Annotated in this window: 20 protein-coding genes and 1 pseudogene; 8 read left to right on the top strand and 13 right to left on the bottom strand. The window is 62.2% G+C overall.

Annotated features, from left to right (window positions below; genetic code table 11):
- Positions 1-143: 143 nt before the first annotated feature.
- Positions 144-257, bottom strand: a pseudogene (locus FJ970_RS33770) (helix-turn-helix domain-containing protein); the annotation flags it as partial.
- A gap of 99 nt (positions 258-356) precedes the next feature.
- Here FJ970_RS33770 and FJ970_RS04320 point away from each other — a divergent pair.
- The gene (locus tag FJ970_RS04320) at positions 357-524 is read left to right on the top strand and encodes a hypothetical protein (protein ID WP_181178734.1); all 168 of its coding nucleotides are present in this window, start codon (positions 357-359) and stop codon (positions 522-524) included.
- A 22-nt stretch (positions 525-546) separates the two neighbouring features.
- On the opposite strand, the gene FJ970_RS04315 is transcribed toward FJ970_RS04320, so the two are convergent.
- The 4 genes from FJ970_RS04315 to FJ970_RS04300 all read right to left on the bottom strand — a co-directional run bounded on the left by FJ970_RS04315 (position 547) and on the right by FJ970_RS04300 (position 5,549).
- Positions 547-1,512 carry a GlxA family transcriptional regulator gene (locus tag FJ970_RS04315; protein ID WP_140762278.1) on the bottom strand — a complete coding sequence of 322 codons (966 nt, stop codon included), beginning with the start codon at positions 1,510-1,512 and terminating at the stop codon, positions 547-549.
- 273 nt (positions 1,513-1,785) lie between these two features.
- Positions 1,786-2,955, bottom strand: a complete 1,170-nt coding sequence (locus FJ970_RS04310) for a trans-sulfuration enzyme family protein (protein ID WP_140762275.1) — start codon at positions 2,953-2,955, stop codon at positions 1,786-1,788.
- Entirely contained in the window at positions 2,952-4,403 is a 1,452-nt protein-coding gene (locus FJ970_RS04305; protein WP_140762273.1) for a pyridoxal-phosphate dependent enzyme, read from the bottom strand. Before FJ970_RS04305 ends, FJ970_RS04310 begins: the two co-directional genes overlap by 4 nt.
- Positions 4,404-5,363: 960 nt before the next feature.
- The gene (locus tag FJ970_RS04300) at positions 5,364-5,549 is read right to left on the bottom strand and encodes a hypothetical protein (RefSeq protein WP_181178733.1); all 186 of its coding nucleotides are present in this window, start codon (positions 5,547-5,549) and stop codon (positions 5,364-5,366) included.
- A gap of 309 nt (positions 5,550-5,858) precedes the next feature.
- Between FJ970_RS04300 and FJ970_RS04295 the strand changes: the two genes are divergently transcribed.
- The 4 genes from FJ970_RS04295 (at position 5,859) to FJ970_RS04280 (ending at position 9,186) form a co-directional block, all read left to right on the top strand.
- Entirely contained in the window at positions 5,859-6,227 is a 369-nt protein-coding gene (locus FJ970_RS04295; protein ID WP_140762270.1) for a septal ring lytic transglycosylase RlpA family protein, read from the top strand.
- A gap of 291 nt (positions 6,228-6,518) precedes the next feature.
- Positions 6,519-7,796 carry a polyhydroxyalkanoate depolymerase gene (locus FJ970_RS04290; protein ID WP_140762267.1) on the top strand — a complete coding sequence of 426 codons (1,278 nt, stop codon included), beginning with the start codon at positions 6,519-6,521 and terminating at the stop codon, positions 7,794-7,796.
- 160 nt (positions 7,797-7,956) lie between these two features.
- The gene (locus FJ970_RS04285) at positions 7,957-8,571 is read left to right on the top strand and encodes a transglutaminase-like cysteine peptidase (protein ID WP_140762264.1); all 615 of its coding nucleotides are present in this window, start codon (positions 7,957-7,959) and stop codon (positions 8,569-8,571) included.
- Between the two features lie 375 nt (positions 8,572-8,946).
- Positions 8,947-9,186: a hypothetical protein gene (locus FJ970_RS04280; RefSeq protein WP_140762260.1), complete on the top strand. Its 240-nt coding sequence runs from the start codon at positions 8,947-8,949 to the stop codon at positions 9,184-9,186.
- Between the two features lie 62 nt (positions 9,187-9,248).
- Here the strand turns inward: FJ970_RS04280 and FJ970_RS04275 are convergent.
- From FJ970_RS04275 to FJ970_RS04255, 5 genes are all read right to left on the bottom strand, one after another.
- Positions 9,249-10,192, bottom strand: a protein-coding gene (locus tag FJ970_RS04275) for an IS630 family transposase (protein ID WP_227791897.1) whose coding sequence is annotated in 2 segments (ribosomal slippage) — positions 9,249-9,856 and positions 9,856-10,192 — 945 coding nt in all. Because the reading frame shifts where the segments join, the coding sequence is not laid out codon by codon here.
- Between the two features lie 86 nt (positions 10,193-10,278).
- Complete coding sequence (locus FJ970_RS04270) at positions 10,279-10,647, bottom strand: helix-turn-helix domain-containing protein (protein ID WP_140765579.1); 369 nt, start codon at positions 10,645-10,647, stop codon at positions 10,279-10,281.
- A gap of 25 nt (positions 10,648-10,672) precedes the next feature.
- Positions 10,673-11,203 (bottom strand): Smr/MutS family protein, encoded by a 531-nt coding sequence (locus FJ970_RS04265; RefSeq protein ID WP_140765581.1) that lies wholly within the window; start codon positions 11,201-11,203, stop codon positions 10,673-10,675.
- Positions 11,203-12,300 (bottom strand): murein transglycosylase A, encoded by a 1,098-nt coding sequence (locus FJ970_RS04260; protein WP_140765583.1) that lies wholly within the window; start codon positions 12,298-12,300, stop codon positions 11,203-11,205. Before FJ970_RS04260 ends, FJ970_RS04265 begins: the two co-directional genes overlap by 1 nt.
- A 21-nt stretch (positions 12,301-12,321) precedes the next feature.
- Positions 12,322-13,029, bottom strand: a complete 708-nt coding sequence (locus FJ970_RS04255; RefSeq protein WP_140765605.1) for a Tim44/TimA family putative adaptor protein — start codon at positions 13,027-13,029, stop codon at positions 12,322-12,324.
- A gap of 199 nt (positions 13,030-13,228) precedes the next feature.
- Here FJ970_RS04255 and FJ970_RS04250 point away from each other — a divergent pair, with 199 nt between their 5' ends.
- The 3 genes from FJ970_RS04250 to FJ970_RS04240 all read left to right on the top strand — a co-directional run bounded on the left by FJ970_RS04250 (position 13,229) and on the right by FJ970_RS04240 (position 16,721).
- Complete coding sequence (locus FJ970_RS04250; protein ID WP_140765607.1) at positions 13,229-13,726, top strand: FxsA family protein; 498 nt, start codon at positions 13,229-13,231, stop codon at positions 13,724-13,726.
- A 358-nt stretch (positions 13,727-14,084) separates the two neighbouring features.
- Positions 14,085-14,588: a protein-export chaperone SecB gene (gene secB / locus FJ970_RS04245; RefSeq protein ID WP_140765585.1), complete on the top strand. Its 504-nt coding sequence runs from the start codon at positions 14,085-14,087 to the stop codon at positions 14,586-14,588.
- Positions 14,589-15,080: 492 nt separating this feature from the next.
- The gene (locus FJ970_RS04240; protein ID WP_140765587.1) at positions 15,081-16,721 is read left to right on the top strand and encodes an ABC transporter substrate-binding protein; all 1,641 of its coding nucleotides are present in this window, start codon (positions 15,081-15,083) and stop codon (positions 16,719-16,721) included.
- 1,057 nt (positions 16,722-17,778) lie between these two features.
- Here the strand turns inward: FJ970_RS04240 and FJ970_RS04235 are convergent.
- The 3 genes from FJ970_RS04235 to FJ970_RS04225 all read right to left on the bottom strand — a co-directional run bounded on the left by FJ970_RS04235 (position 17,779) and on the right by FJ970_RS04225 (position 20,442).
- Positions 17,779-18,291 carry a hypothetical protein gene (locus FJ970_RS04235; RefSeq protein WP_181178837.1) on the bottom strand — a complete coding sequence of 171 codons (513 nt, stop codon included), beginning with the start codon at positions 18,289-18,291 and terminating at the stop codon, positions 17,779-17,781.
- Positions 18,292-18,548: 257 nt separating this feature from the next.
- The gene (locus tag FJ970_RS04230; protein WP_140765589.1) at positions 18,549-19,415 is read right to left on the bottom strand and encodes an SIR2 family protein; all 867 of its coding nucleotides are present in this window, start codon (positions 19,413-19,415) and stop codon (positions 18,549-18,551) included.
- Positions 19,408-20,442, bottom strand: a complete 1,035-nt coding sequence (locus FJ970_RS04225; protein WP_140765591.1) for a ParA family protein — start codon at positions 20,440-20,442, stop codon at positions 19,408-19,410. Before FJ970_RS04225 ends, FJ970_RS04230 begins: the two co-directional genes overlap by 8 nt.
- Between the last annotated feature and the right edge of the window lie 273 nt (positions 20,443-20,715).

Below are 20,715 nucleotides of genomic sequence, written 5' to 3'. Positions count from 1 at the left end.
CTCCTCGGCTTTCGCTAATTTTCCGACGTTGGACAAGAAGGCGAGGTTGGCGAAGCTGTCAATCTCCCCGCTTGCGGGGGAGATGTCCGGCAGGACAGAGGGGGGCGCTGTCCCGCCGACCTCTCACCGCATCAGCGCGCCCCCTAATGCCGTCGCGCCATCTTCGGCGCATGTCCATGCTCTTCCCGAAAAGCCCTGGCAAAACTCGACATCGAGGCAAAGCCGCAGGCCAGCGCGACGTCGCATACGGCAAGCGTCTTTGCGGAACCTCCCAACCGCGTTATTCTGGCCGGGCAATGGAGCACCGGCACGTCAGGTCGCGTGCTGGCGAACTTGAAAAGGAGAATCAAGTTCCCATGAGCAGACAAGTAGCCATTGCGCTTTACGTGGTGGCGATGGTGGTGGTCATAGTCGGTATGGATTTCATGTTCTTCAGAGGTCAATTCTGGGGGCGGCTGGCTGCAAATATTGGGATAGTTTTTATGTTCATGGCTTTTTACCTGCTATTCCTTCGGCGCGCCTGAAACGGCCGCCCGCTGACTGCGCCTAATGCCTCCGCGCCATCTTCGGCGCATGCCCGTGCTCCTCCCGAAAAGCCCGGGCAAAGCTCGACATCGAGGCAAACCCACAAGCCAGCGCCACGTCGCGCACGGCGAGCGTCGAGTGTGCCAGCAGATCGGCGGCGCGCTTCAGCCTGAGGCGCCGGTAATAGCCGTTCGGCGAGACGGCGAGCTCGGAGCGGAAGGATCGTTCGAGCTTGTCAGACGAGACGCCGAGTTTCGCGGTCAGCTCCGCCATGCCAAGCCGTTCCTCCACCGCATCCTCCATGATGGCGATGGCCGACAGCACCAGCTCGTTCTGGACGCCGGTGCGCAGGCGCAGCGGCATCAGCTTGCGGTCGACGCTCGATCGCAACGGGCTGTGCACGAACCATTCGGCAACGCTGGCGGCAAGCGCGGCGCCGTAGTCGCGGGTGATGATCTCCAGCATCATGTCGAGGCTGCCGACGCCGCCGGCCGAAGTGAAGCGCTTGCGGTCGATGACGTAGAGGTCGCGCCGCAGCTCGATGTTGGGGAAGGCTTCGGTGAAGGCCGCCTGGCTGGTCCAATGCAAGGTGCAGGCATGGCCGTCGAGCAGGCCCGCACGGGCCAGGAAGAACGCCGCGTCCGCCACCGCGCCGACATGGGCGCCGGCCCGCAGGCTGCGGCGGATCCAGCTCGCCGCGTCCTCGGCGACGAGGTGATCGGCGTCGCCGCCCGAGCACACCACGATGCGGTCGACCTTGGGCGCCGCCTCGGCGTAAAACCCTGGCTGGATGACGACGCCGTTGGAAGCCTCGACCGTCCCTTCCGTCGCCCCGACGATGATCCAGCGGTAGCATTCCCGCTTCGCCAATATGTTGGCGGCGCGCAGCGGCTCGATGACCGAGCTGAACGCCATCATCGGAAAGCCGGGGAACACCAGCACCGCGAAGGTGAGGGGGGCGTCTGTGGGTGGTTCGCGCTTGGCCATGGGCGCTACATCTCGGGCGAATGGCGCCTGGGGTCAATTGCCTATCCGGAACCTTGGCGCCGCCCCTCATTGCCCTGCCGGGCATTTCTCCCCGTATAGAGAGACGGGGAGAAAGGGCTGACCGCAATGTCGGCGCTTGTTCTGCGACGTTGGCGATTGGCGAAACCATCGATGCCAGCGCCCCTCTCCCCGTCCCTATACGGGGAGAGGATGCCGGCAGGCAGGTGAGGGGCGGCGCCAGCTTCGACTATTGCCTCGTCTCAGCGAAGCCACTCAGTCCCCCAGCGCCTGATCCAGGTCCGCGATCAGGTCATCGCCGTCCTCGATGCCCGCCGACAGCCGCACCAGCGAATCCGATATGCCGATCTCCGCCCGCTTCCCGGCGGGAATGGAGCCATGCGTCATCAGCGCCGGGTGTTCGATCAGGCTCTCCACCCCGCCGAGGCTTTCGGCCAGCGTGAACAGCTGCGTGCGTTCGAGGAAGCGTTTCGTGCCGGCAAGGTCGCGATCCAGCACGGCGGATATCATGCCGCCGAAGGCATGCATCTGCTGGACGGCGATGGCGTGCTGCGGATGGCTGGCGAGGCCGGGATAGATGACGCGGCGCACGTCCCTGCGGGTTTCCAGCCACTGCGCGATTTTCAGCCCGTTGGTGGAATGGCGTTCCATCCTGAGCGCCAGGGTCTTCAAACCGCGCAGCGCCAGGAAACTGTCGAACGGACCCGATATCGCGCCGATGGCATTCTGCAGGAATTTCAGCCGGTCGGCGAGATCCTTATTGTCGCCGACCACGGCCACCCCGCCGACCATGTCGGAATGGCCGTTCAGATATTTGGTCGTCGAGTGGACGACGATGTCGATGCCGAGCTCCAGCGGCCGCTGGATATAGGGGCTGCAGAAGGTGTTGTCGGCGACAGTCAGTATGCCCTTGCGCCTGGCGAGCGCCGCGACGCCTTCGAGGTCGACGATGCGCAGCAGCGGGTTGGTCGGCGTCTCGACCCACAGCATCTTGGTCTCCGGCCGGATCGCCGCCTCGACCGCCGCAAGGTCGGTGAAATCGACGAAGCTCACCTGCAGGTTGGCCGAGCGCTTGCGCACCCGCTCCATAAGCCGGAACGAGCCGCCATAGATGTCGTCGGTGGCGACGATATGGGCGCCGGAATCGAGCAGTTCCAGCACCGTGGCGATCGATGCCAGGCCAGAAGCAAAGGCGAAGGCTGCCGAGCCGCTCTCCAGGTCCGCCACGGCGCGCTCGAAGGCGAAGCGCGTCGGGTTCTGGCTGCGGGCATACTCAAAACCCTTGTGCACGCCGGGCGACTGCTGGCCATAGGTCGAGGTGGCGTAGATCGGCACCATCACGGCACCCGTCAGCGGGTCGTGGCTCTGGCCGCCATGGATGGTCCGGGTGGAGAAGGCCAGACGGTTCTTGCCGGATGTGGTCATTTTGCGCGGCGCCTCAGATGGTTGATCAGGTCGATGCGGGTAATCAGGCCGACGAACTCGTCGCCGTCGAAGACAATGGCGACCTCGTTGCGGTCGAACACCGGCAGCAGCACGTCCAGCGTCTGGCTGGCCTGCAGCGTGTGCAGATTGGAGGTCATCGCCGTGCGCACCGGGCCGCTGAAGCGCTCCCAGCGCCCGTCATAGGGTCCGTCGACATGGGCAAGAATATCGCTTTCGTCGACGATGCCGACCAGCTTGCCATTGTCGAGCACCGGCAATTGCGAGACATCGGAGCGCCGCATGCGGCCATAGGCGTTGAGCAGGCTTTCATCCGGCCCGACATAGACCGTGTCGCCGGTGCGGTGGGTGCGCATGACGAGGTCGCGCAGGTCGCCATGCTGTTCGTGTTCGGCCAGCCCCTGCTCGGCCAGCCAGAAATCGTCGAACACTTTCGACAGGTACTTGTTGCCGCTGTCGCAGACGAAGGTGACGACGCGCTTGGGCGTCGTCTGTTCGCGGCAATAGCGCAGGGCCGTCGACAGCAGCGTGCCGGAGGAAGAACCGGCCAGGATGCCTTCGCGTGACAGGAGATCACGCACGGCCAGCATGCTCTGCTTGTCGGTGATGGAATAGGCTTTCCTGACCAGCGACAGATCGGCGTTGGGCGGCACGAAATCCTCGCCGATGCCTTCCACGGTCCAGCTTCCCGCCTCTTCCATCTTGCCGGTCTTGATCAGCGGCGCCAGCACCGAGCCGACCGGATCGGCCAGCACCATCTCCGTCTTCGGCGACGCCTTGGCGAAAAAGCGGCCAAGTCCGGTCAGCGTGCCGCCCGAGCCGACGCCGACCACCACCGCGTCGACATCACCGTCAAGCTGCGAGAAAATCTCCGGGCCGGTCGTCGTCTCATGCGCCTGCGGGTTGGCCGGGTTGGCGAACTGGTTGGCATAGAAGGCGCCGGGCAGTTCGGCGGCAATCTTCTCCGCCATGTCCTGGTAATACTCGGCATGACCCTTGCCGACATCGGAGCGCGTCATGTGCACTTCGGCGCCCAGCGCGCGCAGATGCTGGATTTTCTCGCGCGACATCTTGTCTGGCACGACCAGGATGATGCGGTAACCCTTGGGGATGCCGACCTGGGCGAGGCCAAGGCCGGTATTGCCGGCGGTCGCCTCGACGATGGTGCCGCCGGGCCTCAGCCTGCCGTCCTTCTCGGCCGCCGCGATCATCGATAGCGCGATGCGGTCCTTGATCGAGCCGCCGGGGTTCTGGCTCTCGAGCTTGATGAACAGCCGGCATTTTCCCGTGTCGAACCTGGTCAGCTCGACGATGGGCGTCTGTCCGATCAGATCGAGCACCGAGGCATAGGGTTTGCGTAGGCGGGATGGTGCGGTGTCCGACGGGGCGCTGTCGGCACCGTCGGCTATGGCTTTTCTGTGCTCGCTCATGTCGGAGCCTCCATGGATCAACCTAGCGTCTTTTCCAGCCGATCGCTGTTGGAAAGAAGATAGATCGTGCCAATCCGGCGGCCAGACGGGGAATGAAATTCCAGCGGCGGTTGCCACAGAACGGTCGACCCGGATTCGATCCCTATGCCGAGTTCCGTCACACCCTCCCGCTCTGTCCTGCCGGACATCTCCCCGCAAGGGGGAGATCGGCATCACCCTGGCCTTCGCTATTCTTCGACCGTTGAAGGGAGAGCACAGTCAGCGAAGCTGCCAATCTCCCCACCCGTGGGGGAGATGGCCGGCAGGCCAGAGGGGGGCGTCGCAAAGTGCTGACCTCACCGGCGAACCGCTATCCCCTCCGGCTGGCAGCAGGAGGGACTTCAGTCTTAGTTGAGTGATAGCTAATATACATATAGCTTGGTCATGCGGGGGACGATCCCAAATCGAAGCCTAACCCGCAATGGCCGGTGCGACCCGCTTTCAACCCAAGCATCCCCGCACCGGCCATTCTTTTCCCGGCGGGTCCATTGCCAGCTTGAAATCGCAATCTGGTGCACGATCTGGCGCTACTTGGGGTAGAACGAGTGATCGATGCGCCGAACCAGAATGGCTCTTTGTGCCGACCGAGATGCACGTCAACACGGCCGAGGATTAGAACGCCTTTGAAATAGGTCTGCTTCAAACTGTGTATATCTCAATTGGCTAAAGTACGGAACGTCCAATGGACAAGTCCGGAACGTTTGAAGGCCCCTCGGACCAAGGCCTACCGGTGCGCAAGACTTTAGTCCCGCCGTCTTATAGTTGAGAACGGAAGTTGTTCGGTCACGCGCCGCCCCGATAAATACCAGACTGCACTCAGGCGAACATGGTGCGATCGCGGAAGTCGCTTTCGGGCGAACACGGGTCCGCCAAATACGAGATCGCCGCCGGAAGTGCGTCGTGACAAGGTCCAAGCGCGGCTTACCCGCGCGAACGGTTTGCCCACACCAGCCCGGCCAGGCCGACCAGCATGGCGGCGAGGCCGATATAGAGCCATTGCGACTGGCCGGTCATGAAGCTGCCGCCGACCACGCCGATGCCTTGCAGCGACCACAGCGCACCAATGGCCAGCACAATCAAGGCCAGCAGATTTTTGATCAGTCTCATTGTCGAATCCCGCTTTTCAAGTCGATCGATTTCGACGCTATCGCCGTGATGAAAGAGCCGAAGGAAGTGGCCAGATCGTGCAGACCTCTATTTGAAGATCAATGCGTAATCTTGTCATAAAAATCCTTCGTGCCGATCAAAACATAATCAGAAACCGGTCCTGGAGCGCCAAAAAGTCTCTGACAGACTGTTACCCGGTGACTCCAAATGTGTGATCTCGCCATGGAACCGCCAGATCACTGCCGCATTTCGTGCCTTATTCTCCTCCTAACGGCTGGGGTCTGTCAAAAACGGAGCCATCCCCCAAGCATGAAGACCCCAAAACAGACCGCGCTTGTCGCGGTAACGATCGTTGCTGGCCTGATGGTCGGCGCCTCCGCAACTTCGGCAACCGCCGCCGCCGGCCAGTGTGGCCGCGCTTCCTGGTACGCGCTGCACTCGAGGACCGCATCGGGCGAGCGTATGAACCCCTCGGCGCTGACCGCCGCCCACCGCACGCTGCCGTTCGGCACCAAATTGCGGGTCACCAACAAGAACAACGGCCGCAGCGTCGTCGTGCGCATCAACGATCGTGGTCCCTTCATCAAGGGCCGCGTGCTCGACCTGTCGAAAGGCGCCGCAGGCCAGCTCGGCTTCATCGGCTCCGGTCAGACGTCCGTCTGCATGACGCGCGTTTGACCTGACCGTCTCTTGTGATCTCTCCCGGACCGCGGATCAGCGGAGCAAAGCGGGAAGCTTCCGGGATCATGGCCAGGTGTCCGGCGCCGAGACCTGACACATATCCTACACATTTCGGCACCGCACATTGAGCCGGCTGTGCCGTCCGGGGCCGATTTTCAAGGCTTTGGGCGAAAAGAAGCATTCGTCACGCCACGTGACGTATTGCATCGCAGCAATTAGTTGTTAACCTCCCCGCGAGACATCTAGGGCTCGGCGCTGCTCGTCGTCCCTTCGGGCGCGGGGTAACGTATGTTCTACCAGCTCTACGAAATGAACCATGCTGCCTTGCAGCCGGCGCGGCTCTATGCCGACGCGGTCCGGTTTCTCTACTCCAATCCGCTCAACCCGGTTTCGCATACGCACTGGGGCCGATCGATCGCGGCGGGCGCCGAACTGTTCGAGCGCACCACGCGCCGCTACGGCAAGCCGCAATTCGGCCTGGCCAAGACGGTGGTCGACTGGAACAGCGTCGCGGTCACCGAAAAGACCGTCTGGTCGAAGCCGTTCTGCAATCTCGTTCGGTTCGAGCGCGCCGTTCCAGCCGGGCGCAAGGCCGACCCGAAGCTTTTGATCGTGGCGCCGATGTCGGGCCATTACGCCACGCTGCTGCGCGGCACGGTCGAGGCGATGCTGCCCCATGCCGATGTCCACATCACCGACTGGGTCGACGCCCGCATGGTGCCGCTGGCCGACGGCAGCTTCGATCTCGACGATTATATCGACTACATCATCGACATGCTGCACACGCTGGGTCCGGACACGCATGTGATGGCCGTGTGCCAGCCTTCCGTGCCGGTGCTTGCGGCCGTGGCGCTGATGGAGGCGAAGGGCGACCCCTTCGTCCCTTCGACGATGACCCTGATGGGCGGGCCGATCGACACCCGCCGCAACCCTACCGCCGTCAATCTGCTCGCCGAGGAAAAGGGCATCGACTGGTTTCGCGACAATGTCGTGATGCGCGCGCCCTGGCCGGTGCCGGGCTTCGGCCGCGAGGTCTATCCCGGCTTCCTGCAGCTGTCGGGCTTCATGAGCATGAACCTCGATCGCCACATCATCGCCCACAAGGAATTCTTCATGCACCTTGTGAAGGACGATGGCGACAATGCCGAAAAGCACCGCGACTTCTATGACGAGTATCTGGCGGTGATGGACCTGACGGCAGAATTCTACCTGCAGACCGTCGACACGGTCTTCGTGCGCCATGCCCTGCCCAAGGGCGAGATGACGCATCGTGGCGCCAGGATCGATCCGTCCGTTATCCGCAACGTGGCCCTGTTCACGGTCGAGGGCGAGAACGACGACATTTCGGGTCTTGGCCAGACCAGGGCGGCGCAGGACCTGTGCGTCAACATCCCCGCCGACAGGAAGGCGCATTACGTGCAGCCGGCGGTCGGCCATTACGGCGTCTTCAACGGTTCGCGCTTCCGCTCCGAGATCGTGCCGCGCATCGTCGACTTCATCACCAGCTATGGCCGTCAGAACCGGGTGGCGGTGAAGCCGAAGCTTGTCCGCACCGCCAAGCGGTAGGGAGTTTGGAAACGGAACCGGCCGCGGGTCCGATTCAGTTGCACGAGCGCCGCTTTCCCTCCCGGCGGGTAACCATGCCGCCAATCAACTCGATGTCTTTAATTGACACGGAGTGTAAATCGCCCTTAACGTTTCGTTAACAACAGGGTGAGCGGGGACAATGAATTCCTCAACCATGCGAAGGCTGCGCGTATGCGTGGCAGCCGGGCTGGCGTTAACGGGAGGCTGGATGGCACCGGCCTGGGCGTCGGGCGCCATGGCGACCGGGGGCCTCACCTCGCAGCCGATCGGCCATTACGATTTCTGCAAGCAGCATCCGGGCGAATGCTCGATCCGCCCGGCCAACCTCGCGCCGGCCACCCTGACCGACGGCTTGATGCGCAAGCTGGTCGACGTCACCGCCAGGGTCAATGCCGCCGTCAAGCCGATGAGCGACATGGACATATACGGCAAGGACGAGGTCTGGGCCTATCCCGACAACGGCGTCGGCGACTGCGAGGACTACGTGCTGGAGAAGCGGCGCCAGCTGTCCCGCATGGGCATCTCGCTCGCCGATCTCTTGATAACCGTCGTGCGCAAGCCCGACGGTGAGGGCCACGCCGTACTGACGGTGCGCACCGACGGCGGCGACTATGTGCTCGACAATTTGACCGACAAGGTCAAACCCTGGGACGAGACCGGTTACCGCTTCCTCAAGCGCCAGGCGATCGACAACACCGGCCGCTGGGTCTCGATCCGCGGCGGCCAGCAGGTCCTGGTCGGCTCGGTGCAGTAGCAAAGAGCGCCGCGGTTCGAACCGCGGCAGCTTTCGTGCCCATGAAAGTGTCCGTTTATCTTTAGCAAAGGGCAGCGCTGCCCCTCATTGTCATGCCGGACATTTCTCCCCGTATAGTGACGGGGAGAAAGACGCCGTTGTCGTTGCTTTCGCCAATCGTCAACGTTGCAGGACAACCGGCGACGGCGCGGGAAATCCCTTCTCCCCGTTCTACGGGGAGAAGATGCCGGCAGGCAGATGAGGGGCGGCGCTGACATTGCCGATCGCGCGTCTCGCATCGCTATCCTGCAAATCTTTCATCCTCCGTGAACCATTTCCGTTCGCCCGGCGACACACAGCCGTGGACGATAGAAACCCAAATCATGGAGACTTCAAATGACTGCTTTTCTGCGAAATACCCTTCTCGCCGCCGCCGCCGCTTCGGCCCTGACCGGATCTGCTCTGGCCGGCCAGACCATCCCAAGCTGCGCCAACACCAATCTCAACGACCTGTGGAGCGGCCGTTGTTGCAGCGCTGGCGCATCGGACTGTCTGGGCGGCGGCAACGGTGGCCGCGACCATCAGGGCAATGGCGGCCGGGGAAACAATGGCGGCAGCACGGCCGGCAAGAATTGATCCCGCCACGGCTGCCCGCTGGCTGCTCGCCGGCGGGCGCTGTCTTCTAGAGCGGGATGAGATTAGTTTCGGTCATATCCGGAGTTTTCGAAGTAGTGTGAGCATTCTGTCGGTGTGATGCGGTTGAGAATTTGGCCGATCGCGTCGCAAACGGTTTGGACGGTGCGGCTTGCTGCCTTTCTCAGCCAGTGCTTGAGTTTTGAAAAGAGCTGTTCGATCGGATTAAGATCGGGCGAGTATTTCGGCAGGAAGAAGAGCCTGGCGCCGGCGGCGCGTATGGCGCGGCGCACCGCCTTGCCTTTGTGCGAGCCGAGATTGTCCATGATGACGATGTCGCCCGGCTGGAGGGTCGGAGCGAGAACCTTCTCGACATAGAGAAGAAATCTCTCGCCGTTGATAGGTCCGTCGATCAGCCAGGGCGCCTCGACGCGATCGTGGCGCAGCGCGGCCAGGAAGGTCATGGTCTTCCAGTGGCCATGCGGCACTTTGGCCTTGATGCGCTGTCCAACCGGCGCCCAGCCCCTTAGCGGCGACATGTTGGTCTTGGTCCAGGTCTCGTCGATGAAGACCAGTCGCGTCGGATCAATCCGGTCCCGATACTTCGTCCACTGCATGCGCCGTCGCGCGATATCGGGACGATCCTGTTCGACGGCGATCAGCGTCTTTTTTTGTGACTGAGCTTCTCGGCATGCACGAACTCCCACACCGAACGGTAGTCGACCCTCAGGCCACGCTCGCCAAGTTCGGCCACAAGCCCGCGCAAGGTGAAGTCCCTGTCGTGACAGCGTTCGATCAGCCAGTCGCGCCACGCTCCCGAGAGCTTCTTCGGTTTGTAGCCGCCGACCTGGCGAGGCGCAGCACTGCCAGTCTCTTCGACGCGCTTAAGCCACGCGATGGCCGCGCTGTAGCTGACGCCAAATCGAGCCGCCGCCGCGCGTCGCGAGAGCCCTTCCGTCTTGACCGCGGCTACAACCCGCTCGCGAAGGTCCATCGAATAGGCTGCCATCCATGCTGGCCTCCTCCCAGCATGCATGTTGAATCAGAACTGCGATGATTTGGGAATCTCACGACTCTTATAAATCTCATCCCGCTCTAGGATCGCCGGCCGAGTGCCGTGCGGATCGAGGCGGTGATGCGCACAAGCGCGGCCTCATCCAGCTTCTCGATGTTTTCGGCCAGAAGATTGGCAAGTTCGGTGGCGGCGGGGGAAAGACCCGACGTGTCCAGCCTGACGCGCGGGTGCGAGGCCTCGGCCAGCCGCGCCAACTCCTCGGCATCGTCCCAGATGATGTTGAAATAGCCGATGATCTTCTGGATCAGGGTCCAGGTCGGCGCGCCGCGCCTGCCATGCTCCAGCGCCGACAGATAAGCGGCGCTGACGCCGATCGCCGCCGCCATGTCCTTCTGGCTGACGCCGCGCTCGGCCCTCAGCGCGCGCAGCTTCTCGCCGAACGGGGTCATGCGCCCGGCCTCCCAAGGTCAGCCCTCATGGGCGAACCCGCCGCAGCCTGATATAGAGCGCGCCCGAGCCGCCATGGTTGCGGGCGGCGTGGTCGTGGCTGGAGACCAGCGGCCGGAACGCCGGCGTCGACAGCCAGGCCGGCACGGCGCGCCGCAGGACGCCATCGCCGCCCGAGGACGACCCCTTGCCGGTGATGACCAGCACATAGCGGACGCCGCCGGCATGCGCCCGGTGCAGGAACGAGAACAGCAGCGAATAGGCCTCGTCCTGCGTCATGCCGTGCAGGTCGACGCGGCCCTCGATCGGCAGCCGGCCTTTTTGCAGCTTGTCCAGCGTCGGCTCGTCGAGCCGGTGCGTGACATGCTGGACCTTCGGCTTTGCCGCGCCAGCCGGGCCGGCGGCGGGCTGAGCCGGTTGGGCCGGCGTCGGCCTGGCATCGACGGCCAGGTCTGGAATGTCGACGGCGGCGCGGCCCTTGAGCGGCTTGGCGGTGCGCGCCACCAGGTTCCACAGCACCCGGTCATCCTCGCTGAGCTTGTCCGGGCGCTTGCTCATCATGCGCCCCCGGCCAGCGCGCGTGGCACCAGCGCGTAGAAATCGGCCGCGTTGCGCACCACGCCGGCGATCTCGCCGGCGGCGTCGCCCGAGCCGGCGAACAGATCGCCGCGCGCCGGTCCGGTGATGGCCGAGCCGGTGTCCTGCGCGATCATCAGCCGCCGGAACGGTCTTTTGTCGAAGGCGGTGAGCGTCGGCGCGTCGATGTAAAAAGGCGTGCCGAATGTGTGCAGCAGCCGGTCGACGGCCATCGAGCGGCCCGGTGTCAGCGGCACCTTGGCGGCCGCGATCGGCCCCAGCGCCGCGTCATCCACCGCGGCCTCGCGGAAGAAGATGTAGGAACGGTTCTGCCATAGGATCTCGTCGATACGCTCCGGATGCGCCTTGAGCCAGGCGCGGATCGACTGCATCGTCACTTCCGAGAGCGGGATTTCCCCCAGCTCGCTCAAGGTTTTGCCAGGCCCGATAAAGCGCTGGCCGGATTTGGCTGCGTAGGTGACGCGGCAAAGCCGCCCGTCCGTCATGGCGAGCCGAGCCGCGCCTTGCACATGGATGAAGAAGGCATCGACCTTGTCGGCCAGCCAGGCAATCTCCAGCCCCTGGCCGGCGAGCGCGCCGCGCTCGATCGCGCCACGGTCGGGATATTCGACCAGCCCGTCGGCCGTCCGGCGCGCGAAGGCGAGGTAAGGATCCATTCCGGCGGGCCGGTTGGCGTCGTCGACATCGACGAGGTCGGCCGGACGCGACAGCAGCGGTACGGCAAAATGCTCGGTCCGCACCGGCGAGGCCTCGACTTGCGGCTCGTAGAAGCCGGTGACCAGCCCGGCGCCGGTCTCCGGCCGGACCAGCATGGGGACGAAATGGCGCTCGAAGAAGGCGCGGGCCTGCGGCCGGCTGGCGGCAGGGGCTGCTCGCGCGTGCGCATAGGCCTCGGCAAAGGCGCCGAAATCGACGCCCAGCGCACCGCTGCGATAGGGTTTGACCGGCACATGGAAGGCGGAGCGGGCAAAGGCCGCGAAGGCCGGCAGATGGTCGTCGTCACCCCAACCGGGCAGGTCGCCGAAGGATCTTTCAACAAGGAGAGGCGACAGCGACACCGGAGCCCGCCTGTTCCGGGCTCAGTCTTCTTCTTCGGTGGCGACGAGCTTCCAGTTCGGATCGCGCGAGCGCGTGTCGCGGGCGAAGGTCCAGACATCCTTGACCTCGGCCACGGTTTCGGGATCGCCGTCGATGACCGCGCCCGCCTTGTCGCGCGTCGCCGAGATCAGCTCGCTGATGATGCGCAGCGTGACATGCGCCTCGCCGCCCTTCATCTCGGCCGAGACGATGTCGGCCTTGTCGATGCCGACGAAGGAGGACTGGATCTTTTCCGACTTGGCCTCGCGCTCGCCGATCGCGGCGACGAAGCCGTCGAAAACTTCACGGGACAAAAGGTTCTTCAGCGTTTTGCGGTCGCCGTCGGCATAGGCCATGACGATCATCTCATAGGCCATCTTGGCGCCGTCGACGAACCCCTTGGGATCGAAGGACGGGTCGTTGTCCTTGATCGCGCGCAGGCCTTTGTTGAGATCTGTGTCGGGCTTGGCGAAGGCGTCGATCGCCGTATAGGCGTCGGCCGGCGCCGGCTCGCCGGGCGCCCGCTTGCGCGGCAGCGAAACCACGTTCTCGGGCTTCTGCGTGGCGTCCTTTTCGGTGCGCGCCGCCGTGTAGGGATCGAAGGGCGGCCGCTCGCTACCGGTCCGACTGCCCAGCACGTTGCGCAGCTGGAAGAAGATCACCACCGCCGCGATCAGGAAGAAAATCGTGCCGAAGTCGAAGAAGCCCATATCTTCCGCCAATCAATCCCTGCCTCTAGGCCGGACCGTCCAGCCAACAGGCCGCGGTCGCATAGCGTTCAACATTCAAAGCATATAGAACGCAAGGCGCAATCATTCAAATCAAAGGCAGGCATACCTATCTAACAGCCTCCATGCCAGCGGCGATTGGCCGCCGGCGGGACAAAACAATCGAATGGTCGGTAAAGACTTGCGCATTTCGCTGCTTCCCTTCTTTCTCCTGGCGCTGCCGCTGCTGGAAATCGCCGGTTTCGTCGTCGTCGGCCGCGAGGTCGGCGCGCTGGCGACGGTCGGCCTAGTGCTGGCCTCGAGCTTCGCCGGCGTGCTTTTGCTGCGCCACCAGGGTTTCGGCGTCATGACCCGTATCCGCACCGAGATGGCAGCCGGCCGCGACCCCAGCCGCCAGCTCGCCCATGGCGCCATGATCGTGGTCGCGGCGATCCTGCTGATCATCCCCGGTTTCATCACCGACATCATCGGCCTGCTGCTGTTCCTCCCGCCGCTGCGCGACCTTGCCTGGAACAGGCTGAAGGGCCGCATCGTCGTCGCCACCGATTTCTCCACCGGCGGCTTCCGCCGCCAGCGAGACAAGGTCATCGACCTCGAAGACGGCGACTATTCGCGCGAGGACGACCTGAAGCGCGGCCCGGACCACAATTCGCCATGGCGGCGTCTGAAGGACGACTGAGTGCCGCCCAGCTCCCGGCGTCGGCTCCGCCCCTCATTGCCCTGCCGGGCATTTCTCCCCGTATAGTGACGGGGAGAAAGGGCTGATTGCGGCGCTGGCGCTCAATCCCGCAACGCCGACGATTGGCGAAAGCGCCGATGACAGCACCCCTCTCCCCGTCACTATACGGGGAGAGGATGCCGGCAGGCAGGTGAGGGGCGGCGCTGCCTGCGGCGATGATCTTCCCGCTCACAAAGCGTCCGCGGCGATTGCCTTGAACTGCAAGGCGGCAAACCTTGTCTTGTCATGCCGGCCATGGTAGCGAACGCCCGATTTCAATTCGGTCAGCAACGCTGCCCAGGCAAAAGGATATAGGCTCATGGCCAGCAATGACGACGCGCCGGTCGGCGCCAACGGCAACGGCAACGGCAGCGCGACCCAGCCCTCGCTCAACGTGCTGGCCCAGTATGTCAAGGACCTGTCCTTCGAAAGCCCCGGCGCGCCGAACTCGCTGCGCGGCCGCGACAAGGCGCCCGGCATCGCCATCAACGTCAACGTCAATGCCAACCCGCTCTCCGAAAAGCAGTTCGACGTCAACCTGACGCTGAACGCCAAGGCCTCCTTCGACCAGGAAGTGCTGTTCAACGTCGAGCTGGTCTATGGCGGCGTCTTCGCCATTTCGGGCTTCCCGCAGGAGCACATGCTGCCGATCCTGTTCATCGAATGCCCGCGCCTTTTGTTCCCCTTCGCCCGCCAGATCATCGCCGAGGCGACCCGCAATGGCGGCTTCCCGCCGCTGATGCTCGACCCGATCGATTTCGCGCAGATGTTCCAGCAGAAGATCGCCGAAGACCAGGCCGCCTCGCAGACCAAGGTGAGCTGATCTCGGCTGACAGGGATCGCTTGAAGAACCCGGCCTCGTGCCGGGTTTTTTGTTGGCGTCATCCCCTTTGTCATCTCGGCAACGCTGGCGGGACAGCACCCCCCTCTGGCCTGCCGGCCATCTCCCCCCCAGGGGGGAGATCGGATGTCGTGTTTTGCCTTCGCCAATCTCCAACGTCTCAAAGTCGGCGGAGCGCCGAAGCTGCCAATCTCCCCCCTTGCGGGGGAGATGTCCGGCAGGACAGAGGGGGGTGTGAAGGAACTCGGCGGTCGGCCAATTCTGAACCACACCGCTCATCCCCTCTTGCGGAGCAGCGCACAACTCCTGCGGATTCCAGAACACTTCCCCACCTCCCCCCGCTTTATCATTCCCTCTCAGGCAATGGCGCCCCGGCTGATGCAGCCCCGGCCTCGGCGCGCCTGTTTTCGTGCATGCCGTCCCAAACCGCCGGGCACTTTTGGGCGGCAGGTACCAACAAAAGAGGGAACGACGATGAAATTCATGCTGACCGACCGCAAGCTCCACCCGCGCGCCAAATCCGTCGCCGACGATTTCAGGACGGGCGGCATCAGCCGCCGCGAATATCTGGCGCTGATGGCCGGGCTCGGCGTCAGCGCCGCCGGCGCCTTTGCCCTGGGCGGCATCGCCGCGACCCCGGCCCGCGCCGCCGAGCCCAAAAAGGGCGGCATTCTCCGCGTCGCCATGAACGTCAAGGGTTTCAAGGACCCGCGCACCTTCGACGGCGTCGAGATGTCCAACATCGCGCGCCACTGCAACGAATATCTGGTGCGCTGGAACACCGATTTCTCGTTCGAGCCCTGGCTGCTGGAAAAATGGGAGATGAGCGACGACGCCCGGACGCTGACGCTGCATGTGCGCAAGGGCATCACCTGGTCGAACGGCGATGCCTTCAACGCGGACGATGTCGTCCACAACCTCACCCGCTGGTGCGAGGCCGGCGTTGCCGGCAATTCGGTCGCCGCGCGCATGGGCGCTCTGGTCAACGCCGACACCAAGAAGGTGGTCGATGGCGGCATCGAGAAGGTCGACGACTTCACCATAAAACTCAATTTGCCGAAACCCGACATTTCGCTGATCGCCGGCATGGCCGACTATCCCGCGCTGATCATGCACCGCTCCTATGACGGCGACGGCGATCCCATGAAGGCGCTGGCGATCACCACCGGCCCCTGCGAGCTGGTCAAATGGGACGCCGAGACCGGCGCGGAGGTCAAGCGCAAGGACAAGCCGTGGTGGAAGGGCGAGTTCTACCTCGATGGCATCCAGTGGATCGACTACGGCTCCGACCCCAACGCCATGCTGTCGGCGTTCGAATCCGGCGAGATCGACACCGACCACGAGACCGCTTCCGACGCCGTCTCGCAGACCGACAAGATGGGGCTGAAGAATTCCGAGATCGCCACCGGCTCGACCATCGTCGCCCGCTTCAATGTCGGCAACGCGCCCTATGACGACGTCAAGGTGCGCCGCGCCGCGCAGCTCGCCGTCGACAATTCGGCCGTGCTGAAGCTCGGCCTCGACGGCCGCGGCAAACCCGCCGACAACCACCATGTCGGCCCCATGCACCCCGAATACGCCGATATCGGCCCGGCCAAGCGCGATGTGGAGCAGGCCAGGAAACTGCTCGCCGAATCCGGCAAGGCGGACCACGAATACGAGCTGATCTCGGTCGACATCGAATGGCAGAAGAACACAGCCGACGCCATCGCGGCGCAAATCCGCGAGGCCGGCCTCAAGATCAAGCGCACCGTGCTGCCCGCCGCCACCTTCTGGAACGACTGGAGCAAGTTCCCCTACTCCTGCACCGAATGGCTCGGCCGCCCGCTCGGCGTCCAGGTGCTGGCGCTGGCGTACAAGTCCGGCGCCGCCTGGAACGAGAGCGCCTACGCCAACAAGGAGTTCGACGAACTGCTCGACAAGGCGCTGGCCATGCCCGACCCCAAGGCCCGCAAGGAGATCATGGCCAAGATCGAGCAGAATTTGCGCGACTCCGGCATCATCATCCAGCCCTACTGGCGCTCGGTCTACCGCACCTACCGCAAAGGCATCGAAGGCTGCGAACAGCACCAGGCGCTCGAACAGCATTTCGAGAAGGTCTGGATCGAAAGCTGAGGCGGGCGCGGCGCCAACCTTAGACGTCGCGCCGCCCCTCACTGTCCTGCCGGCGTCCGTCGCTCGAAAAGCCAAGCAGTTGGCTTTTCGTCCGCTATGCGGACCGCTCCTCAACTCCCCGTAGACGGGGCGAGAGTAGCTGGCCGCAACGCCGCGTATTTTCCGCAAACGCTGGCGATTGGCGAAAGCCGCCATGACAGCGTCCCTCGCCCCGTTTACGGGGAGAGGATGCCGGCAGGCAGGTGAGGGGCAGCGCCAACGCTGATTTTCCTGTCTCCGACGGGGATTGACCTCGACGTACCAGCTACCGCCCGGCCCTCACCCGCGTCTGGATCCAACGGGCGAAAGTCAGCACCGGGAGCCGCGGGATGCGGAGCGCCTTTGGTGCACCTATCGTTCGGGGAAGATGGCCGGCGCGATGCCGGTGAGACAATTGCCTGAGCCCCGCGCCGGCCACTAGCGACCTTATAAAGGTCCGCCGCCCGATTTATGTACCGGCCTCGCGCCGCGCGATCAACCGAGCCGGGCAGTTGGTACGAATTCGTACCGACCCTCGCGTGAGACTTCGGATAGGAATCGGCGACAGGCTGAAAAGGCGCCATTCAGCGCCAGCGCAGGCAGGCCAGCCGGCGGGGCGGGCCTTGAAGCGGAGGCTATCCGCAGGGGTGCGATATCGGACAGACTCCGGCCGTCACGGCCGAAAGCTTCTCGCGCTTGCTCAGCGTCGGCTTTGCATAGATCTTTTTCATGGATACCCCCTTAGCCCCCAATGGCCGAGGTTCAAAGGCGCCGGTATTTGCGCGATGTCAATGCGCACGTGCAGACCGGACGGTGAAGAGCGTTCTTCCTTCTCCCCTTGTGGGAGAAGGTGGATTGCCGCAAAGCGGCAAGACGGATGAGGGGTGTTCCAGCTTGGCGGCACCATCAAAAGCCGCACCAAATCGGCGCGAAACACGTCACCCTCTCACTCTGTACGCACCCCTCATCCGTCTCGGCGCTACGCGCCGATCCACCTTCTCCCACAAGGGGAGAAGGAAGAAGCGCCGCCCGGTCCCGCTCATCGCGCCGGCCTCATCAGCGTCCAGATCCAGCCGGCGAAGGTCGCCACCAGGAAGGGATAACCTGCCGCCGGCAGCGGCGCCGAGGTCGGCAGCAAGGGCGCGCCCCACAGCACCATGCCCACCGACACCAGGAACAGCAGGGCGGCGACGAGCGCGGTCAGCCGCATCCACGGCGCGAAAGTGTTCGGCGCGCTGATCATGACCAGAGCCGCCGCCCAGAGCGAGATGCCGCCGACATAGGAAGGCACGCTGGCCTGCAAGCCCGCCGCATTGCCGGCCAGAAGCAGGCTCTCGCCTGCCAGGAAGGTCAGGAACCCCGCGGCCACGCAATCATTGCCGAGGCGCTGGTATTTCATCGTCAGAAGTGCTGCGGCCACCACCAGCGCCACGCCATCGATCGCCCACAGCGTCTCGCGCAACGCATTGCTTGCCACGAAGGTGCCGGCAAGGCCGAAGATGCCGCCTATGGCGAGGCCGAGTGAGGCGGTGACGTCGAGGGTGATGCGCATGTGATGTTTCCCTAAGCCGTGCGGAGGATACTTCGCAGCCGAGCCTTTTCAAAGGTGCGGCACGACAATCAGAGCGAAACGCGATGTTCGGTTCGGGCGGTGTCGGACGAAAGCGCCCGGAACGCCAGTGCCTCGGCGGCAGCCGCGTCGACAAACAGCGCCTTGGTGCAAGGTGTTGCTCGACGCTCTTGCGAATTTGGATGGGCTGGATAAGGGAATAGAGAAGGAGAAAGCGGGCGAGGTAACGAGGAATTGCCCTATGGGATTCCTCGAGTTCGTCTAAATTCGACGACATTTGCTGACAGCTCCGAAAAGAACAAAGCCATCTTCGAATGATCCCCTACAGGGTATTCTATGAAATGGATGTTGTAGGTCTTTGCCAGTGCGCTCCTTACGGACGAATGCGGTAACTTCTGGACAAGTGCATAATGAGGGTTTCTCGATGGGGTCGATAAGTTATTAAACTCCAATATTAGCTGTATATCTGGGTCCGACAGAGAGTACCCTAGGAACAAGGTCGTATTAATAGTCAATACGGCAGACACAGTCTGAAAATAAGCGGGATATTTTCGCCGGGCCTCAAAGTATTGCAGTCTAGTCAGTATAATGTCATCTGGTTGAGTCACGCACCCATGAACCTTCAGAATCGATCGCTGTGGAGACCGAATATCATCAAGAGCATGACCTTGATTATATAGACACACGTTGTATGCGTCGGCGTTTTTTGACAGACCGGCCAGCGCCGTCTCAATGAGCTTGTCGTAGTTGGTTGTCAATATTACCTGAGGGTCAATTTCAATAATATGTCGATAAAGATCTTGAGGAGAGCTGAGCTTCAAAGAAAATGTGTCTACAAGCTTTTGCCGAAGGTCTGCGACAGGAACTTCATCCCAAATAATCTGCGCGGCATCCAGATAATTCTGAAACTTAAGCAGCTTACGCACCGCATCCTGCTCGACCTTCTTTGGTAATTTTTCCGATAGCGAGAATAGCAAATCAGTCCAGCTCGGGAATGTCTTGCCATCTGCATGTGCCGTGGCGATAGAAAAGCCGGCACCAAGAAATAAGACAGCGCGCCTTTCGGCAAACTCGCGGACCAGCGCTTCTGGCCAAATTCTAGCCATCGATGCCCTCAAGTATCTTCTTCGCTAGTCTGCTAATGATATCGGTGTATTCAGACGCTTGGAGAAACTGGCTCCCTACAAGGCCGTCCTTCGAGCGCAAGGCGATTATAGGGGCGTTTGATGATTGCGCTAGCGGGATGAGGCTATATAAGTTGGGAACGTCTCCCAGATGTAGTTTCGTAAGGTCCTTTTCCGGACTGAAATCAATCATATACTTTCTAACTTCGTCAGGTAAATCCTCAAGAATTCTCTCATATGCTTTGGTTGGTCGTCGCACCCCTTCCTTGGCCTTGGCGATGTATTGCTGCAAAGTGTAGCCCACATATCCATTGCGGACAGGGATCTCTTTTGGAACTTCATACCTTTCCAGGCTTCCAGGGTTCAATCTCTCAGACTGCTCAAGGCCGACCTCGTAGTATTTTATCCATCCCGCCATCCAGCTTGCGATATTGCGCAGGCCCAAAATGCTAAATGCATCTGCCCCCAACGGTGAAATGAAATGATTGCACGACAAAAGTATCGACCTGTTCAGTGCGCCCAAAGATGGGCTCACATCCACAAATACAAAATCAAAATCACTCTCGCATTTCTTGAGAAAAGTTCTAAGCCAATTTGATATTCGAAACCCGCCAGGCTTTCCACTTGGTAGCTCCGTCCAAGCAGCCGACAAGGCATCCTCCAGCAAGGAGAAACGAGGGTGCCCCGGAAGAAGAGATACTCCGAACCTATTCGTCTTTGACGATAGGAATTTGACGGATGGATTTACGGAAGCGTCTCCGTCAAGTATCGGCTGAACAACGTCAAGAATCGTATTTGTACGCAAGTTATATTTTGGCTCCGACTCCGGCCAATACATGTTTATTGTTTTTTCATCACCAAGAATAAACTGAGTGACATTGCACTGCGGATCAGCATCGACGACGAGTATCCGTTTTTTCATCTCGATAGCAAGATATGCGCAGATATTTCCCGTCAACGTCGTCTTTCCGACGCCGCCTTTATTATTGAAAAAGGAAATGACTTTCATATTGCGATTCCTGGTGCGTTCGGGGGCTAGGTGCAACTCAAACGTATTTCTCGACGCCCCGCAAGCTCTGCGACGTTCCAAACTAGATCACCCAGCACAATGCAGCAGCGGATAGCGTTTTCGGATTGATGCGAATCGCGATGCGTTCACCATTCTGGTCAAAGAATGGCCGCGATGGCTAAGAAAAAATTCAGGTGATGACTACCGCAACGGCTCAGTAACGGGCAGGCCCAATTCCAGCTTGAAAACGGTTAATTGGCAGAAACGTGGCGA

It is taken from the genome of Mesorhizobium sp. B2-1-8, from assembly GCF_006442545.2.
In the GTDB taxonomy this organism is placed as follows: Bacteria; Pseudomonadota; Alphaproteobacteria; order Rhizobiales; family Rhizobiaceae; genus Mesorhizobium.
The sequence above is the reverse complement of the archived record's forward strand: the minus strand, read 5'-3'. Positions and strand labels throughout refer to the sequence as shown.

Coding starts and splice junctions, on each gene's coding strand:
- FJ970_RS04300 (WP_181178733.1), bottom strand. CDS start 5,549: ATGAGACTGATCAAAAATCTGCTGGCCTTGATTGTGCTGGCCATTGGT.
- FJ970_RS04225 (WP_140765591.1), bottom strand. CDS start 20,442: ATGAAAGTCATTTCCTTTTTCAATAATAAAGGCGGCGTCGGAAAGACG.
- FJ970_RS04255 (WP_140765605.1), bottom strand. CDS start 13,029: ATGGGCTTCTTCGACTTCGGCACGATTTTCTTCCTGATCGCGGCGGTG.
- FJ970_RS04240 (WP_140765587.1), top strand. CDS start 15,081: ATGAAATTCATGCTGACCGACCGCAAGCTCCACCCGCGCGCCAAATCC.
- FJ970_RS04270 (WP_140765579.1), bottom strand. CDS start 10,647: ATGACCCCGTTCGGCGAGAAGCTGCGCGCGCTGAGGGCCGAGCGCGGC.
- FJ970_RS04290 (WP_140762267.1), top strand. CDS start 6,519: ATGTTCTACCAGCTCTACGAAATGAACCATGCTGCCTTGCAGCCGGCG.
- FJ970_RS04310 (WP_140762275.1), bottom strand. CDS start 2,955: ATGACCACATCCGGCAAGAACCGTCTGGCCTTCTCCACCCGGACCATC.
- FJ970_RS04230 (WP_140765589.1), bottom strand. CDS start 19,415: ATGGCTAGAATTTGGCCAGAAGCGCTGGTCCGCGAGTTTGCCGAAAGG.
- FJ970_RS04320 (WP_181178734.1), top strand. CDS start 357: ATGAGCAGACAAGTAGCCATTGCGCTTTACGTGGTGGCGATGGTGGTG.
- FJ970_RS04285 (WP_140762264.1), top strand. CDS start 7,957: ATGAATTCCTCAACCATGCGAAGGCTGCGCGTATGCGTGGCAGCCGGG.
- FJ970_RS04265 (WP_140765581.1), bottom strand. CDS start 11,203: ATGAGCAAGCGCCCGGACAAGCTCAGCGAGGATGACCGGGTGCTGTGG.
- FJ970_RS04280 (WP_140762260.1), top strand. CDS start 8,947: ATGACTGCTTTTCTGCGAAATACCCTTCTCGCCGCCGCCGCCGCTTCG.
- FJ970_RS04235 (WP_181178837.1), bottom strand. CDS start 18,291: ATGCGCATCACCCTCGACGTCACCGCCTCACTCGGCCTCGCCATAGGC.
- FJ970_RS04315 (WP_140762278.1), bottom strand. CDS start 1,512: ATGGCCAAGCGCGAACCACCCACAGACGCCCCCCTCACCTTCGCGGTG.
- FJ970_RS04305 (WP_140762273.1), bottom strand. CDS start 4,403: ATGAGCGAGCACAGAAAAGCCATAGCCGACGGTGCCGACAGCGCCCCG.
- FJ970_RS04295 (WP_140762270.1), top strand. CDS start 5,859: ATGAAGACCCCAAAACAGACCGCGCTTGTCGCGGTAACGATCGTTGCT.
- secB (WP_140765585.1), top strand. CDS start 14,085: ATGGCCAGCAATGACGACGCGCCGGTCGGCGCCAACGGCAACGGCAAC.